This is a genomic window from Paenibacillus sp. FSL K6-1217, from assembly GCF_045040735.1.
Taxonomy (GTDB): domain Bacteria; phylum Bacillota; class Bacilli; order Paenibacillales; family Paenibacillaceae; genus Paenibacillus_AQ.
Window position 1 is genome coordinate 461,433 of the sequence record NZ_CP150271.1, and the last position, 16,433, is coordinate 477,865.

Below are 16,433 nucleotides of genomic sequence, written 5' to 3' on the forward strand. Positions count from 1 at the left end.
CAGAATTCAGATGAAGGATATTATCATATTGGGCAGTGGCTTAGCCGGAATGACGGCAGCGCTGAAGCTTGCGGAAAAGGGAGCAGCGGTTACCCTGGTGTCACCGGCTTATTCAGAGAGAGCGCAGTCTGTAATGGCCATGGGTGGAATTAATGCTGCCCTGAATACCAAGCAAGAAGAGGATTCGGTCGACCAGCATTTTGAGGATACCATGCGGGGGGGCAGTGATCTTAATGATTCTGAAGCCGTGGCTAATCTGGTACAGATGGCTCCTGAGATCATCCGCTGGCTTGAAGAAATCGGGGTGAATTTCACCCGCGATGAAAATGGCAGAGTGGATTTACGGAATTTTGGCGGACAAAAAAAGAAACGTACTGCCTACGCCGGTGCGCGAACCGGTAAACAAATCTCCACAGCTATCATAGCAAAATGCCGAAAATATGAAGCTGCAGGCCAAATTAAGCGGCTGATGGGTTGGAGATTCCATTCCTTATTAGTAGAGGAACAGGAATGTGCGGGTGCTGTTCTATTGCACGAAAATACGAATGAACTGAAAAGTCTGGTTGCCGATGCTGTTATTATGGCCGTCGGAGGGCCTAATGGCGTTTTCGGAAAAACTACGGGCTCTAAATTAAATGATGGCTATGCTGCGGGAATGCTGCTTCAACAAGGGGTTGAATTTTCGAATTTGGAGATGATTCAGTATCATCCCACAACGGTGTATACTTCTTCCAAACGTATCCTGATTACGGAGGCTGCCCGTGGCGTTGGAGGAAGATTGTATGTCATCAAAGAGGGGAAACCCTGGTATTTCATGGAGGAATGGTTCCCCGGACATGGAGCTTTAATGCCGCGTGATGTGGTTAGTCAGAGTATCTATAAAGTATGCAATGAGATGAATCTGGGGATAGACGGGTCACAGGAAGTTTATCTGGATGTCTCTCATCTGCCCTCGGGCATTATTGATTCACAGTTAGACGAAGTTGTCAGCGTATGTTCGAAATTCTTGAATATTAATCCGTATAAGGAACCTATTCCAGTGGCCCCAGGGATTCATTACTTTATGGGGGGCGTCAAGACGGATAAGAATCACACAACGAATATAGCAAGACTTTTCGCAGCAGGAGAATGCTCTGCTCAATATCATGGGGCAAACAGACTGGGTGGAAATTCTCTGTTAGGTGCGATTTGCGGAGGGTTTGTTGCCGCCCAAAGCGCTCTCTCTGTCGATCCAATGGATACCGTTACCACACAAAAAATATCCAAACAGCAGCTGGAGGCTGCAACTCAGGAACTAAAGAATTGGGAGGAGTGCACGAACTCTTCTATAAAAGGATATTACAAGATAAGGCAAGAATTATCAGAGCTTATGTATGGCGCCATGGGCATCTATCGAAAAGAGAGACCGCTGCTGGAAGCCAAAAAAAGGCTGGAGGAAATGAAGAACGAAACCGCAGACTCAGGGTATCATCATGATTTTTATGAATACATAACATTATCGGCTAATATTCTAGTGGCAAGGGTAATGGTGGAGTCAGCACTGGCAAGAAAAGAGAGCCGGGGAGCACATCAGAGGTTAGATTATAGTGAAAAGAATGATAAACAATTCAAAAAATCTACGAATGCAGTCTTTCTGAATAATAGAATCTGTATTGATTTTAATTAGGAAAGGGTCCAATACTATGAGTATTAGGGTTAATATCAAGCGGCAGGAAAACGCTGATAAGGAATCATACTGGCAGAGTTTTGATTACTCGGGTGAATTGCATATATCCGTAGGGACTTTAATTAATAACCTTAATAGTGAAATCATACACAAAGGCGAGGGAGAACGGCCAATCCGTTGGGACTGCAGCTGTGAGCAGGGACTTTGCGGAGCGTGTGCGATGGTGGTTAATGAGAAGCCGGCATTGTCCTGCCAATTATTTTGCGATGATTTGGTAAAAGCGGACAATGAAATTACTATACATCCCTTAAGTAAATTTCCGGTAATAAGCGATTTGGCAGTCGATAGAAGCCAAATGTTTGAAGTGATGAAAGACATGAAGTTATGGCTGGAAGCTCCGGCAAAAATTAGAACCGCAAATTTAACGCTACAATATGAAGTGTCCCAATGTCTGATGTGCGGCAGTTGTCTGGAAGTATGCCCGAATTATAGCTTGGGTGAATTGTTTACCGGAATGTCTGCTGCTATGTCGATGACTAATCTGACCTTGTTAAGTGAAGACAAAGCCTACAAAAAAGAATATACCCAAAGAGTATATGACGGCTGTTCCAAATCGCTTGCCTGTCAGGAAGTATGCCCCATGGACATTCCGATTGTGGAGGCGATATCCAAAATGAATAGAGTATCGGTCTGGGGAATGTGGAACATGTTTGGAAAACGTGAATAAGAAGCCTCAGCAGAAGCAGCTTGACTGCAAGGGCATTAGCCGCCGGGCAACAGAGACAGCAGCACCAGGGAACGTGTTCCCGGGTGCTGCTGTCTTGTTGTTCAGATATTGGAGCGTACACTCTCAGCCTGCGGTGCTATGCGGACAGAAAAGCCGTGATTTTGCCGAAAAGCTTGATGGTTCGTGATACCCGTCCTCTGAGTCCGCAACTACACGCCGGAAGAATAACGGGATTTGTACTCCGAGGGGGTCATGTTCATATAATGCTTGAACCACTTGGTGAAATAGCTGACATGCTGGTAGCCCGACTCCAGCGCAGCCTCCAGCACATTGTATGACCCGCTGCGGAGCAGACTGGCCGCCTGGCTGATGCGGATATAATTCAGATACTCCATCGGGCGCATCCCGGTCTGAGCCTTGAAAAACTTGCAGAAATGCGAGCGGCTAAGCGATACAACGGAGGCAAGCTGATCCAGCTCCAGCCTGTCCCGGGAATGCTCCTCCATATAGCTCAGCACCTCTCTGATCTGCCGGTTATATTCCCGGCCGTGCCGGGGTTCCGGCTCCGGGTTCAGTCCGGTCAGCCCGTATTGATAGCTGTCTGCAATGAACAGCAGCAGGAGCGCCTTCAGGCTCATTTCATACGCCGCAGACTGATGCTCATAGCGTCTTAGCAGCTCCCTGATCAGCTGAAGCAACGGGGAGTGGGCGGCATCTGCGGCAGATAACATTGCAGGAAGCCGGACCTTCCCTTGCAGAAGCGGGTCCAGGAACAGCTCTTGTACCCGGTCGGGCTGCGGCGAAGACAGCCAGGAGCTTTTGAACACGATGGAGTAATAGCAGGTACCGCCTGAGAGGGTGTCCATGCCGGAATGAAGTTCTCCCGGGTGAACGATCAGGGCATCTCCGGCCTGAATGGCGAACTCGCGGCTCTCCACATGGAACGTAGCGCGGCCTTCGGCCAGATAGATAATCTCCATTTCGTTATGCCAGTGCACCGGAAGAATGGAATGAACGCGGGCCTGGTGCTCTACCCGGTAGATATTCAGCGGGAATTCCGGCTGGCCGTGCAGCTTGTTCTCCCGGTAACGGTGTTCGTACATGGTGCCCTCCTCTGAATCGCCATATTGTGTTGATATCGCGCAAATATATGCTAGATGAACCGCTATCAATAATAATATCATTATAACCAAAGGAAGTCATAAGGAAGGGTGAAACCATAATGAAACTGATAACTGTTCAATCCGGTGAGGCTGGCGTAGGACTGGAGACTAGTGAAGGAATGATGCACATTGGCTGGTGTACGCCGGGGATTGCCAGAATCCGCTATACGCTGAATGCTGAGCTGAGCGGTAAAGAGAGTCTGATGGTGGTAAGCCGGCCGGGCGTAGAGAGAGTAGAGTGGAAGGTCACAGAACTGCCCGGCCATCTGGAGATCTCAACGGCGCAGCTAACGATTGAAGTGGATAAAGAGACCTGTGCGTTCAGCTACAGAGCTGCGGACGGCACATTGCTGACACGGGAGCCGTCCAGAGGCGGCAAGACCCTGGAGCGCACAGAGGTCTATCATACGGTCTTCGATGCTTCAGCAGATACGGTGGAGACCGGACAGGGTGCTGATGGTCTGCGGGCAAGAGCGGAAGGAGTCAATCGCAGGCTGGACAGGGAGGCTTTTCATACGAAGCTGGAATTTGAATGGCAGGAAGGCGAAGCTTTGTACGGACTTGGCTCCCATGAAGAGGGCATGATGAACCTGCGGGGACGGCAGCAATATTTGTACCAGCAGAATATGAAAGCGGTTGTTCCGGTGCTTGTATCTACGCGCGGCTACGGGATTCTGGTCGATTCCGGGTCGTATATGACTTTTCATGACGATGCCTTTGGATCGTACCTCTGGAGTGATGCGGATGAAGAGATGGATTACTATTTCATTTATGGTCCGGAATTCGATAAGATTACGGCGGGAATCCGCTATCTGACCGGAGAAGCGCCGATGCTGCCCAAGTGGTCCTTCGGTTATGTACAGTCCAAGGAAAGATACGTCTCCCAGGCGGAACTGATTGCCATCGTGCAAGAGTACCGTGAACGTTCGCTTCCCCTCGATTGCATCGTGCTCGACTGGCAGTCCTGGACGGGCAATCTGTGGGGGCAAAAGACTTTCGATCCTGAGCGTTTCCCCGATCCCTCGCAGATGATGAACAGCCTGCACGATATGAACGCCAAGCTGATGGTATCGATCTGGCCGATTATGGGCGCGGGCGGGGAGAATCATGAAGAGATGAAGGCACGCGGTTTCCTGCTCGGCAATCAGGCGACTTATGACGCCTTCTCGGAGGAGGCTCGTGCGCTGTATTGGAAGCAGGCCAACGAAGGGCTGTTCACCCACGGTATTGATGCCTGGTGGTGCGATTGCACCGAGCCGTTCGAAGCGGACTGGAAGGGCGCGGTGAAGCCGGAGCCGGAGCAGCGGCTGCTGATTAATACGGAAGAATCGAAGCGGTATCTCGATCCGGGCTTGATCAATGCCTATTCCATGCAGCACTCCAAAGGGATCTATGAAGGCCAGCGGGCCGAGACCTCAGAGAAGCGGGTAATCAACTTGACACGCTCCGCATTCGCAGGACAGCACCGTTACGGCACGATTACATGGTCAGGAGATATCGCCGCCAACTGGGAGACGCTGAGGAAGCAAATTGCCGACGGCCTTAACTTCTGCCTGACCGGTTCGCCATACTGGACGCTGGATATCGGGGCGTTCTTCGTGAAGAATCACAAGGAGCAATGGTTCTGGAGCGGGGATTATGACGAGGGTGTTGCGGATCTGGGCTACCGGGAGCTGTATGTCCGCTGGTTCCAGCTGGGGGCCTTCCTGCCGATGTTCCGTTCCCACGGCACGGATACGCCGAGGGAGATATGGCAGTTCGGCCAGGAGGGGGAGCTGATGTATGACACGCTGGTGAACTATCTGAAGCTCCGTTACAGGCTGATGCCATACATCTACTCGCTGGCCGGAGCTGTGGCACACCGCAGCTATACTATGTTCCGCGCGCTGGCCTTCGACTACCGCGAGGATGTGCGGGTTCATGCTATCAGCGACCAGTTCATGTTCGGTCCGGCCTTCATGGTGGCTCCCGTGACAGAGGCCATGTATTACGGTCCTGGCTCCCGTGAGCTTGAGGGGATTCTTAAGCAGCGCAGTGTATATCTGCCTGAAGGGGAATGGTACGATTACTGGAGCGACGAACGGCTGGAGGGCGGCCGGACGCTGGAAGCGAAGGCGGATCTGGAGACTCTTCCGCTGTATGTCCGCGCCGGGTCCATTATTCCGCTCGGCCCCGATGTTCAGTATACGGATGAACAGCCGGAAGCTGTGATCCGGCTCAAGGTATACAGCGGCAAGGATGCAGCCTTCACCCTGTATGAAGATGAAGGCGATAATTATAATTATGAGACCGGCTCCTATTCCATGATTGAACTGAGCTGGTGTGAAGCGGACCGCAGTCTGACGATCGGGAAGCGGGCTGGAGGCTATGCCGGAATGCAGGCGGTAAGATCATTTGCCGTAGAGCTGGCCGGGCATGCCGGAAGCTGTGTTGTCACTTATGAAGGGGAAGCTGTAACTGTCCGCGAAGCAGACCTGCATCTTTGATAGCGGGGTGGAAATAATGCTGCGATGCAGCGCAGCGTATGCAGACTAGAGAGTGGCTCCATGCACTCTGTTATTTCTCCGGTAGGCGGCGGGTGTCATGCTGGTGATTCTTTTGAACGTACGGTAGAAATGGGGCATACTCTCGAAGCCGCAGGCCATAGCGATCTGCTCAATGGTACCGCTTGATTGCAGCAGGCTGTCCTTGGCGGCAAAAATCCGCTTGGTCGCAATATAATCCGTCACATTCATGCCCAGACGCTGCTTGAAGACCCGGCTGAAGTGGGCCGGAGAGATCGCCGCCCCCGCAGCCAGGGTGCCCAGCTCCAGCGGCTGATCCAGATGATCGTTGATATAGCTGAGCGCTTCACGGAACCAGTCCGGCAGCAAGGGACTTGAGGCAAGAGGCCCGGCGGCCTGCGGCAGGCAGTAGCGGTTCAAGTGAAGCAGTGTAAGATGAAGCAGCAGCGTAAGCGCCTGCCCGCCGTCCGGTTGATTCTGCTCCAGTTCCCGGTGGATCGCATCGATATCATTCTGCACGATTCCCGCATGTTCAGGAGACAGGGTATACTTGTACTGCTTGTTTGTCTTGGCAGCGTCGAACAGCTTCAGATAGGCATAAGACTCACTGTAGGCATGGTTATGAACCAGAGCCGGGCTGAAAAAAAGGGCGGAGGAGGTCACCGGCTCCTCATTGTCGGGAAATCCCCGGTGCACCGTATTCCCGGGAACGACAATGATGTCGCCCGGATGCATCTCGTAGAAGGTCTGATCGATGAAAAAGCTTCCTTTGCCGCCGTATACGTAGATGAATTCGTACCAGTCATGCTGGTGGTCGGGTAGCTCGCGTTGCGGGCTTTTCGTCTCCTTATAGTCCAGCAGCAGCGTAAACGGCAATTGATGGTCAAAATGTCTGCGGATCGGTTCCATGATGTCGCCCCCTGAGTCGAATCTGAACATTCTTACCCACATCATATCAAAATAAGGTATACATTTGTTTGTTTTAGCTATTTTTATTCCTTTATCGGATGTTTACAATAAGGTGGAATGGAGGCGTTATCATGTATATTGATGCTCACCAGCATTATTGGAAGATAGACAGGGATGATTATGGATGGATTACGCCGGAGATTCCGGTGCTGTTCCGGGATTATCTGCCTTCGGACCTTGAACCGCATTTGCACCGGCATGGGATCAGCCGCACGATTGTGGTACAGGCTGCGCCGACCGTGGAGGAGACGGAATACATTCTGGGGCTCAGCGAGCAGGCGGAGTCTGTCGCGGGTGTCATTGGCTGGCTGGATCTGGCAAGCCCTTCCTTCCAGGCCGAATTCGAGCGTCTCAGCAGACATCCGAAGTTCACCGGGCTGCGGGTGATGATTCAGGAGATGGCGGACCCCGGTGTGCTTTTGACCCGGCCCTATATAGAAGCGCTCACATTTCTGAGGGACAGGGATGTGCCGGTGGACCTGCTGGTGCTGGCCGATCAGCTTCCGCAGCTCATTGAGATGCTGGAACAGGTTCCGGGATTGCGGGGAGTCATTGACCACCTGGCTAAGCCGCCGATTGCATCAGGTAGCCTGGAGCCGTGGAGAAGCCAAATGGCAGAAGTAGCTAAGCATCCCGGGATTTACTGCAAGCTGTCCGGGATGGTCACTGAAGCAGATCCCCAGGGCTGGACACAGGAAGATTTCACGGCTTACGTACATGCTGTACTGGAGCTGTACGGACCGGAGCGGGTGATGTTCGGCAGCGACTGGCCTGTGTGCCTGATGGCGGCGACCTATGAGGAGGTCCTTCAGATCCTGCGCACCGCGCTAGAGGAACGGCTGACGCCGGAAGAGCTGGAGCCGGTGTTTGGGGCGAATGCGGTTAGATTTTATAAGCTGGATTAATCCGGATTTCTTAAGCAATTTCAAACTATTGGAGGATGAGCGAGATATGAAATACAGAAAGCTGGGCAACACGGGACTGGATGTCTCCGCATTAAGCTTCGGGGCCTCTTCGCTGGGCAGTGTATTCCGGGAGGTTCCGAAGGATGAGGCTATCCTCACGGTTCATACGGCGATTGATCTGGGGATTAACCTCATTGACGTCTCCCCTTACTACGGCCTGATGAAGGCGGAGAAAGTGCTGGGCGAAGCACTGCAGACTGTACCGCGTGACAAGTATATCCTGAGCACGAAGGCCGGACGTTACGGCGAGGGGGAATTCGATTTCTCCAGAGAGCGGATCATCCGCAGTGCGGAAGAGAGTATGGGCAGACTGGGCACAGATTACCTGGATATTCTGCTGCTGCATGATGTTGAATTCGGCTCACTTACGCAGGTGATGGAGGAGGGGATTCCGGCGCTGGAAGAGCTGAAGCAGGCGGGCAAAATCCGTTACTTCGGCGTCAGCGGCCTGCCGCTGAGTGTGTTCGAGACCGTGTTGTCGAAGACCACGCTGGATGTTATCCTGTCCTACTGCCACTATTCGTTGAATGATACTACGCTGCTCCGGCTGCTTCCGCTGCTGGAGAGCCGGGGTACCGGACTGATCAATGCTTCGCCGATCTCCATGGGGCTGCTCAGCAACCGTAAGGTGCCGGATTGGCATCCGGCAGGAGCGGAGATTCAGGCCGCATGTCAGCGCGCCGCTGAGTATTGCAGGGACAAGGGAGAAGACATCGCCAAGCTGGCGGTCCAGTTCTCCACCGCGAACGAGCAGATTCCTACGACCTTGGTCAGCACGGCGACACCAGCCAATATCCGCAACAATATTAAGTGGACCGAAGAGCCGATGGATGAACAATTACTGGCAGAAGTGCGCGACATTCTGAAGCCGATCGACGGTGCAACCTGGCCGAGCGGACTGCCGGAATGGAACGAAGCACACGGCCGGACCGGGGAGCGCTTATAATGAAGGGAATTATTTGTGAGGAAGTCGGAAAGTTCGTATTCCGCGAGGATCTCCCGGAGCCTGAGCTGCGGGATGGAGAAGCCATTGTAAGTATCCGCCGGATCGGCATCTGCGGGACAGACCTGCACGCCTACCGGGGGAACCAGCCTTATTTCACTTACCCGCGTGTGCTGGGGCATGAGCTGTCAGGGATCATTGAACGCATTGGCGACAATCCGCAAGGGCTTCGCGCCGGGGATCAGGTCAGTGTCATTCCTTATCTGCATTGCGGGGAATGCCGGGCCTGCCTGAGCGGTAAAACGAATTGCTGTCAGAAAATGAGAGTGTTCGGTGTCCACCTGGACGGCGGAATGCGGGAACGGGTGAGTCTGCCTGCAGGCAATCTGCTTAAGACAGACGGGCTGACGCTGGATCAGGCAGCCATGCTGGAGCCGCTGGCGATCGGTGCCCATGCGGTTCGGCGCTCAGGCCTCGGAGCAGGGGATCAGGTGCTGGTGATCGGCGCAGGCCCGATCGGACTTGGCGTGATGGCCATGGCCCGGTACGCCGGGGCGAAGGTTATTGCGATGGATGTCAACGATGAACGTCTGGCCTTCTGCAAGGGCTGGGCACAGGCGGAGCATACCGTGAGTGCCTTGAAGGAGCCGAAGGAGCAGCTATCGGCGCTTACAGGCGGCAACTTCCTGCCGCATGTCATTGATTCCACCGGCAATATCTCTTCTATGGAAGGGGCTTTCGGACTGGTGGGGCATGGCGGTACGTTGACTTATGTCGGCTTGGTCAAAGGAAACATTACCTTCAGTGACCCTGATTTCCATGCCCGTGAGATGACGGTGCAGGGCAGCAGAAATGCGACCCGCGAGGACTTCGAACAGGTGATTAGCGCCATTAGAGACGGTTACATTGATGTGGACCGCTATATTTCCCACCGCTGTTCGTTCGGTGAGATGATTGGTGAGTTCGAGAGCTGGCTGAATCCGGAAACCAAGGTGATCAAGGCGCTGGTGGAACTGAATTAACTGCGAAGGAGCGAAGCAACGATGACAAGCAAGGAACACAGCCAGCGGTTATGGTATAGTGAACCGGCACAGAATTGGAATGAGGCATTGCCGGTCGGCAACGGCAGGCTGGGAGCGATGATCTTTGGCAGGGTGGCTGAGGAGAAGCTGCAGCTCAATGAGGATTCCGTCTGGTACGGAGGTCCGCGTGACCGCAACAATGAAGATGCGCTGCCCCACTTGCCCAAGCTCCGCCAGCTAATTCTGGAAGGAAAGCTGCGGGAGGCGGAGGAGCTGGCGGCCATGACGATGGTGGGCCTGCCTGAAGCACAGCGCCACTATCTTCCGCTAGGCGACCTGCTGCTGTCGTTCGGCGGACATGAACAGCCAGCGGAAGATTATAGCCGGGAGCTGGATCTGGAACGCGGCGTATCCCGGGTGAGCTATATGACCGGCGGTGTGCGGTATACCCGCGAGCTGTTTGCCAGCTACCCGGATCAGGCTATCGTGGTGCGGATTACCTCTGACCGGAAGCACGGCATCTCCCTGAAGGCCAGGTTCAACCGCCAGAACTGGAGAATGCTGGAGAAGACGGAGAAGTGGCAGGACAGCGGACTGGTAATGGGCGGAGAATGCGGCGGGCACGGGGGCAGCTCCTTCGCTGCCGTGTTACGGGCGGTTACCGAGGATGGCAGCAGCCGTACGCTTGGAGAGCATCTGCTGGTGGAGGACGCAAGCTCGGTCACGCTGCTGCTTGCCGCAGGAACCACGTTCCGCCATCCCGATCCGGCGCTGCATGCCAAGCGGCAGCTTGAAGCGCTAAGCAAGGTTCCTTATGAAGAGCTGCTTGCCCGCCATATTGCGGATTACCGCAGCTTGTACGGCCGGACCTCGCTGACACTCCCGGAGAACCCCGAGCTGAGTGCACTGCCTACCGGCCAACGGCTGAACCGGTTCCGGCAGGGGGAAGAGGATCACGGGCTAATCACAACCTACTTCCAGTATGGCCGGTATTTGCTGATTGCCTCCAGCCGTCCTGGCTCCTTGCCTGCGAATCTGCAGGGCATCTGGAATGACAGCTTCACCCCGGCCTGGGACAGCAAATTCACGATTAACATTAACGCCCAAATGAATTACTGGCCCGCTGAAATCTGCAATCTGGCTGAATGCCATGAGCCGCTGTTCGATCTGATTGAACGGATGCGGGAGCCGGGACGGGTGACGGCCAGGGTAATGTACGGCTGCGGCGGATTTACAGCCCATCACAATACGGACATCTGGGCAGATACTGCACCGCAGGATACCTATTTGCCCGCATCGTTCTGGCCGCTGGGCGCTGCCTGGCTATGCCTGCACATGTGGGAGCATTACCGGTTCAGCCAGGACCGCCATTATCTGGCGAAGGCCTATGATACTATGAAGGAATCTGCACAGTTCCTGCTGGATTACTTGATAGAGGATGAGTCGGGACGGCTGATTACCTGCCCGTCCGTCTCGCCGGAGAATACGTATCAGCTTCCCGGCGGGGAATCGGGCGTGCTGTGTGCCGGAGCTTCTATGGACTTCCAGATTATTGAGGCGCTGTTCAAGGCCTGCATCCAGAGCGCGGAGATTATAGGGCGGGACGAGGCGTTCCGCGAAGAGCTCCGCTCCGCGCTGGACCGCTTGCCGGGACCGCAGATCGGCAAATACGGCCAGATTCAGGAATGGATGGAGGATCATGAAGAGGTAGAGCCGGGGCACCGCCATATCTCGCATCTGTTCGCCCTGTACCCGGGGGATGCCTTCACGGTGGAGCATACGCCGGAGCTGGCGGCAGCGGCCCGTACGACGCTGGAACGCAGACTTGCCAGTGGCGGAGGGCATACCGGCTGGAGCCGGGCCTGGATCATTAACTTCTGGGCCAGACTGCAGGATGAGGGCAAGGCCTATACCAATGTGCGGGCGTTGCTGGAGCATTCAACCCTGCCTAACCTGTTCGACAATCATCCGCCGTTCCAGATTGACGGGAATTTCGGGGGAACAGCGGGCATCGCGGAGATGCTGCTGCAGAGTCATACGGACGCGATCAGACTGCTGCCTGCATTGCCCGGAGGCTGGAGCGAGGGCAGTGTCAAGGGTCTGCGGGCAAGAGGCGGCTATACCCTCGATTTCACCTGGAGCGGTGGACTCATTACGGAAGCAGTGGTAACATGTACCGTATCCGGTCCTTTCCGGCTTGAAGGTCCGGGCCTGGATTCCGTTTCGTTCACAGGGGAAGCGGGAAGCTCTTATACATTCACCCGCTGAAGCTGAACAACAGGTTGCCGGGTTGACGAATACTATAAGATAGTACTGTGGGATTGGCGCAAATGCGCCAATCCCTTTCTGTGGTTGGAGGGACGGCGCGTGGGCCCAATGTAATCGAAAAACCGAAGCCGCAAGCAGGCGCGGCGCCGCTTTCGGCGGCCAATTGCAGCCAGTTCCACCTAGTTGTGGCGGTTTATGAGAAACGGCAATTCGGCTGCCGTGCTGCAAGCAACCGTTTTCTTTTTATGAATTTTCAGGGGGGAAGACCTATATTCTATGAATTGTAAGCGCATTCTGAAAACGTATAATTAAAGTTGTCACCAAGAGAAATGATATGCATAAGCATTAGCCAAAAAGGGGAGGCATAACAACATGCACAAAACGGCAAAACGTTCAGCAGCAGCCGCTGCGGCCGGTGTATTAGCACTCACACTGGCACTGACAGGCTGTGGATCAAGCAATAACACAGGCAACACCGGCACCAAAGAGACCGCCACTGGAGGAAACGCCAGCCCTGCAGCAGCCGGAGACGACACGGCTCCGGTAACGTTCTCGGTATTCATGAATGGTCCCGGGCAACAGCCAACGCCTGACAATAAGCTTCTGAAGCTGATCAAAGACGAGACCGGAATCACCTTCAACCAGGAATTCCTGGTCGGCGACCTGCAGCAGAAGCTTGGGGTCATGATTGCCGGCGGCGACTACCCGGACATCCTGTCGGGTGACGACAAATTAATCAATGCCAAGGCATACATTCCGCTTGAGGATCTGATTGAGAAATACGCTCCCAACCTGAAGAAGCATTACGGTGCGGTCTGGAACCAGATCAAGGATGAGAGTGACGGCCACATCTACGTACTGCCAAGCTATGGCGTCTATCAAGGTAAAATTACCGAGCCTACTTATCAGGGACCGGGCTTCTGGCTGCAAAAAGGCGTGCTGGAGGAAATGGGCTACCCTACTCCGAAGACCCTGGATGAGTACTTCGATATCATTGCCAAATATAAAGAAAAACACCCGGATATGATCGGGTTCGAATCGCTCAACTTCGACTGGCGCGTGTTCCCGCTGCAGAATCCCCCAGAGCATCTGTCGGGACATCCCAATGACGGGGCCGTTATTGTAGATAACAATGTGGCACAGATTTTTGCCGACAAGGATATCTCCAAGACCTACTACAAGAAGCTTAACGATATTAATGCTCAGGGCTTGATGGACAAGGAAGCCTTCGTACAGAACTATGACCAGTATCTGGCCAAGGTAGCAAGCGGTAAGGTCATCGGGATGTTCGACCAGCACTGGAACTTCCAGGACGGCGAGAAATCCCTGATCTCCCAAGGTAAGCTGGAAAATACGTATATCGGCTTCCCTCTGCTCTATCCGGGCGCAGAAGAATGGTATCGTGACCGCGGAGCGGTCGGCACCAACCGCGGATTCGGAATTTCGATCAATGCCAAGGACCCTGTCCGCATCATCAAGTTCTGGGATAAGATGATTACCGAGGATTGGCAGAAGACGCTTCAATGGGGCGTGAAAGGCGAAGATTATGAAGTGAATGCAGACGGCTCCTTCTACCGTACGCCTGAGCAACGGGCGAATGCGGAGCAGACGAGCTGGCAGGTTGCTAACAAAATCTCAGGGATGTTCGGTTACATGCCTAAGATTCAAGGTACGTACAGCGACGGTAACGCAGCAGATGCCGGTACACAGCCTCAGGAATTCTTCGACAGCCTGAAGCCTTACGACCAGAACATTCTGAAGGCGTACAACAAGAAATCCTGGTCCGAATTCTTCAAGGAACCGAAAGAGAACAATATCTACTTCCCTGCGTATTCCATCGTGCTTAAGGATGGTTCACCAGCCCAGCTCGCACAGTCCAAGCTGAATGACCTCATGATTAAGTATTTGCCGAAAGCCATTATGGCCAGCCCTGCTGAGTTCGACGGCGTGTGGCAGGATTATGTGGACAGAATCCACAAGCTGGACATCAAGGCCTATGAAGACCGGATGAATGAAGGCATTCAGCAGCGCATCGAGAAATGGAGTGTCAAGTAAACCATTCAGTACAGAAAAAAGAGCGGGAAATGCTGTTTCCCGCTCTTCCTAAATAGGAATGCGTGAACAGGACAACGTGGAGAGAATGATTTTTACAGGAGGGAATACAACATGTCTGATGCCGTACTGGACAAACAGGTCAAAAAACAGAAGACCCGAAAAAGCAAAATCGATCCGGAAATCGGTGTGGAACTCAGCTGGAAAACACTGAAAACACAGAAACAGCTTATTTTTATGTCCGTGCCCATTGCACTCTATCTGATTATCTTCAACTATGTTCCCATTTGGGGCTGGCTCATGGCCTTTCAGAATTACCGCCCGGCGGTGTCCTTCGGCCAGCAGGAATGGGTAGGCTTGCAGCAATTCAAGTTTTTATTCTCTGATGATACCTTTATGCTGGTGCTTCGCAATACCATTGCGATGAGTTTCATTAACCTGGTACTGGGTACGGTTACGGCGATCGGTCTGGCTCTGCTGCTGAATGAAATCAAGCTCAAGTTCTTCAAGCGGGCGGTTCAGTCGATTTCGTATTTGCCGCACTTTCTGTCCATGGTTATCGCTGCGGGGATTGTATCCACTTCACTCTCCATCGATGGCGGGATTGTCAATGTCGTTCTAATGAAGCTTCACCTGATTAAAGATCCGATTATGTGGCTCAGTGAAGGGAAATACTTCTGGGGCATTATCGGGGCATCGAACGTGTGGAAAGAGGTGGGCTGGGGGACGATCATCTATCTGGCTGCTATTACCTCCATCGATCCTTCCTTGTACGAGGCAGCTTCCATTGACGGCGCGAAACGTTTTCAAAAAATGCGTTATATCACGCTTCCGGGAATTAAGGCTACATTCGTTATTTTGCTGATTATGAACATTGGACATATTCTCGATGCCGGCTTCGAGCTTCAATATCTGCTGGGCAACGGACTTACTGTGGACTATTCGCAAACCATTGATATCTTTGTAGTAAAGTATGGTCTGGCCATGGGGAACTACTCGCTGGCTACAGCGGCAGGGATCTTCAAAACGATTGTCAGTGTCATTCTCGTATTTATCGCAAATAATGTCGCAAAACGCCTCGGCGAAGAGCGATTACTATAGAGGAGGAAGCCCATATGAAAGCCTCGACCAAAGGTTCAAGCCGGATTGAGCCGGTTGTATTTCATACATTCAACACGATATTTATGCTCTTTGTGGTAACTGTTACGCTCTATCCGTTCCTCCAGACGCTGGCGGTATCCTTCAATGACGGCAGTGACACGCTTACCGGGGGAATCTACCTCTGGCCCCGTGTATGGACGCTGGAGAATTACCGGGCGGTCTTTATATCAGGAACAATCTATCATGCCGCATTTATCTCGGTATCCCGTACGATAATCTCAACGATGCTCGGTGTGTTCCTTACTACGATGCTCGCTTATGCACTGGCGCAGCCGCAATATATTTTCCGCAAAAAGATCGGCCTGCTGTTCATCCTGACTATGTATTTCAATGCCGGGCTGATTCCGAACTACTTCCTGATCAAGAATATGGGCCTGCTGCATAACTTCATGGTCTATATCCTGCCGAGTCTGGTCAGCGCGTTCAACCTGATTATTATGCGGACGTATATCCGCGGGCTTCCGTTCAGCCTTACCGAATCGGCGAAGATTGACGGGGCGGGGGAATTCAGAATTTTCTGGAAAATCATCTTCCCGCTCTGTACGCCTGTACTGGCAACTGTCGCACTGTTTATCGCCGTAGGCTCATGGAACTCCTGGTTTGACACATTCCTCTATGCCTCCTCGGATATCAAGCTTAGCACGCTGCAATACGAAATGATGAAGATGCTGGGCTCCATCATGAGTGCGAACAATGATCCATCGATGCTTGCGGGAGGCCAGAACAACCAGGTCCAGTCGCTGGTTACGCCAGCTTCCATGCGTTCAGCGATTACGATCGTTACCGCGGTTCCGATTCTATTCGTCTACCCTTTCTTGCAGAAGTATTTCGTGGTAGGATTGAACCTGGGTAGCGTGAAAGAATAATTGTCATTAAGAATTATATAAGGAAAATATGTATAATATAACCGTTTCGGGTGCAGCCGAAGCGGTTTCTCCTGTTCAATCCAATCCTTGTGAGTCCGGAAGGACTCTTAATCCTTCTATAAAGATG

Annotated in this window: 12 protein-coding genes; 10 read left to right on the top strand and 2 right to left on the bottom strand. The window is 53.1% G+C overall.

The genetic code is table 11. The features are described 5' to 3' along the window. Positions 1-10 precede the first annotated feature (10 nt). The gene (locus MHH28_RS01885; protein ID WP_405111002.1) at positions 11-1,666 is read left to right on the top strand and encodes an FAD-dependent oxidoreductase; all 1,656 of its coding nucleotides are present in this window, start codon (positions 11-13) and stop codon (positions 1,664-1,666) included. Positions 1,667-1,682: 16 nt separating this feature from the next. After that, positions 1,683-2,393 carry a succinate dehydrogenase/fumarate reductase iron-sulfur subunit gene (locus tag MHH28_RS01890; RefSeq protein WP_405111005.1) on the top strand — a complete coding sequence of 237 codons (711 nt, stop codon included), beginning with the start codon at positions 1,683-1,685 and terminating at the stop codon, positions 2,391-2,393. Between the two features lie 209 nt (positions 2,394-2,602). Here MHH28_RS01890 and MHH28_RS01895 read toward each other — a convergent pair whose 3' ends face one another. After that, positions 2,603-3,496, bottom strand: coding sequence for an AraC family transcriptional regulator (locus tag MHH28_RS01895; protein ID WP_405111008.1), 894 nt, complete (start codon positions 3,494-3,496; stop codon positions 2,603-2,605). 119 nt (positions 3,497-3,615) lie between these two features. On the opposite strand from MHH28_RS01895, the gene MHH28_RS01900 reads away from it, so the two are divergent. Beyond that, entirely contained in the window at positions 3,616-6,042 is a 2,427-nt protein-coding gene (locus MHH28_RS01900; RefSeq protein WP_405111011.1) for a TIM-barrel domain-containing protein, read from the top strand. Positions 6,043-6,087: 45 nt separating this feature from the next. Here MHH28_RS01900 and MHH28_RS01905 read toward each other — a convergent pair whose 3' ends face one another. Further along, complete coding sequence (locus MHH28_RS01905) at positions 6,088-6,969, bottom strand: helix-turn-helix domain-containing protein (RefSeq protein ID WP_405111014.1); 882 nt, start codon at positions 6,967-6,969, stop codon at positions 6,088-6,090. Between the two features lie 131 nt (positions 6,970-7,100). Here MHH28_RS01905 and MHH28_RS01910 point away from each other — a divergent pair, with 131 nt between their 5' ends. The 7 genes from MHH28_RS01910 to MHH28_RS01940 all read left to right on the top strand — a co-directional run bounded on the left by MHH28_RS01910 (position 7,101) and on the right by MHH28_RS01940 (position 16,306). Continuing rightward, positions 7,101-7,934 carry an amidohydrolase family protein gene (locus MHH28_RS01910; protein WP_405111017.1) on the top strand — a complete coding sequence of 278 codons (834 nt, stop codon included), beginning with the start codon at positions 7,101-7,103 and terminating at the stop codon, positions 7,932-7,934. Between the two features lie 46 nt (positions 7,935-7,980). Further along, entirely contained in the window at positions 7,981-8,940 is a 960-nt protein-coding gene (locus MHH28_RS01915; protein WP_405111021.1) for an aldo/keto reductase, read from the top strand. Next, on the top strand, positions 8,940-9,959 hold the full coding sequence (locus MHH28_RS01920; protein WP_405111024.1) for a zinc-binding alcohol dehydrogenase family protein: 1,020 nt from the start codon (positions 8,940-8,942) through the stop codon (positions 9,957-9,959). The genes MHH28_RS01915 and MHH28_RS01920 overlap by 1 nt, the downstream gene beginning before the upstream one ends. 21 nt (positions 9,960-9,980) lie before the next feature. Beyond that, positions 9,981-12,227, top strand: a complete 2,247-nt coding sequence (locus MHH28_RS01925) for a glycosyl hydrolase family 95 catalytic domain-containing protein (protein WP_405111027.1) — start codon at positions 9,981-9,983, stop codon at positions 12,225-12,227. A 372-nt stretch (positions 12,228-12,599) separates the two neighbouring features. After that, positions 12,600-14,282: a sugar ABC transporter substrate-binding protein gene (locus tag MHH28_RS01930; protein WP_405111030.1), complete on the top strand. Its 1,683-nt coding sequence runs from the start codon at positions 12,600-12,602 to the stop codon at positions 14,280-14,282. A 111-nt stretch (positions 14,283-14,393) separates the two neighbouring features. Next, positions 14,394-15,380 carry a sugar ABC transporter permease gene (locus tag MHH28_RS01935; RefSeq protein ID WP_036693453.1) on the top strand — a complete coding sequence of 329 codons (987 nt, stop codon included), beginning with the start codon at positions 14,394-14,396 and terminating at the stop codon, positions 15,378-15,380. A 14-nt stretch (positions 15,381-15,394) separates the two neighbouring features. Next, positions 15,395-16,306, top strand: coding sequence for a carbohydrate ABC transporter permease (locus MHH28_RS01940; protein ID WP_405111033.1), 912 nt, complete (start codon positions 15,395-15,397; stop codon positions 16,304-16,306). The last annotated feature ends 127 nt before the right edge of the window (positions 16,307-16,433 follow it).

What these genes read in the sequence shown, in the direction of transcription:
- MHH28_RS01925 (WP_405111027.1), top strand. Translation starts at nt 9,981, where the DNA reads ATGACAAGCAAGGAACACAGCCAGCGGTTATGGTATAGTGAACCGGCA.
- MHH28_RS01935 (WP_036693453.1), top strand. Translation starts at nt 14,394, where the DNA reads ATGTCTGATGCCGTACTGGACAAACAGGTCAAAAAACAGAAGACCCGA.
- MHH28_RS01930 (WP_405111030.1), top strand. Translation starts at nt 12,600, where the DNA reads ATGCACAAAACGGCAAAACGTTCAGCAGCAGCCGCTGCGGCCGGTGTA.
- MHH28_RS01915 (WP_405111021.1), top strand. Translation starts at nt 7,981, where the DNA reads ATGAAATACAGAAAGCTGGGCAACACGGGACTGGATGTCTCCGCATTA.
- MHH28_RS01895 (WP_405111008.1), bottom strand. Translation starts at nt 3,496, where the DNA reads ATGTACGAACACCGTTACCGGGAGAACAAGCTGCACGGCCAGCCGGAA.
- MHH28_RS01920 (WP_405111024.1), top strand. Translation starts at nt 8,940, where the DNA reads ATGAAGGGAATTATTTGTGAGGAAGTCGGAAAGTTCGTATTCCGCGAG.
- MHH28_RS01910 (WP_405111017.1), top strand. Translation starts at nt 7,101, where the DNA reads ATGTATATTGATGCTCACCAGCATTATTGGAAGATAGACAGGGATGAT.
- MHH28_RS01890 (WP_405111005.1), top strand. Translation starts at nt 1,683, where the DNA reads ATGAGTATTAGGGTTAATATCAAGCGGCAGGAAAACGCTGATAAGGAA.
- MHH28_RS01940 (WP_405111033.1), top strand. Translation starts at nt 15,395, where the DNA reads ATGAAAGCCTCGACCAAAGGTTCAAGCCGGATTGAGCCGGTTGTATTT.
- MHH28_RS01905 (WP_405111014.1), bottom strand. Translation starts at nt 6,969, where the DNA reads ATGGAACCGATCCGCAGACATTTTGACCATCAATTGCCGTTTACGCTG.
- MHH28_RS01900 (WP_405111011.1), top strand. Translation starts at nt 3,616, where the DNA reads ATGAAACTGATAACTGTTCAATCCGGTGAGGCTGGCGTAGGACTGGAG.
- MHH28_RS01885 (WP_405111002.1), top strand. Translation starts at nt 11, where the DNA reads ATGAAGGATATTATCATATTGGGCAGTGGCTTAGCCGGAATGACGGCA.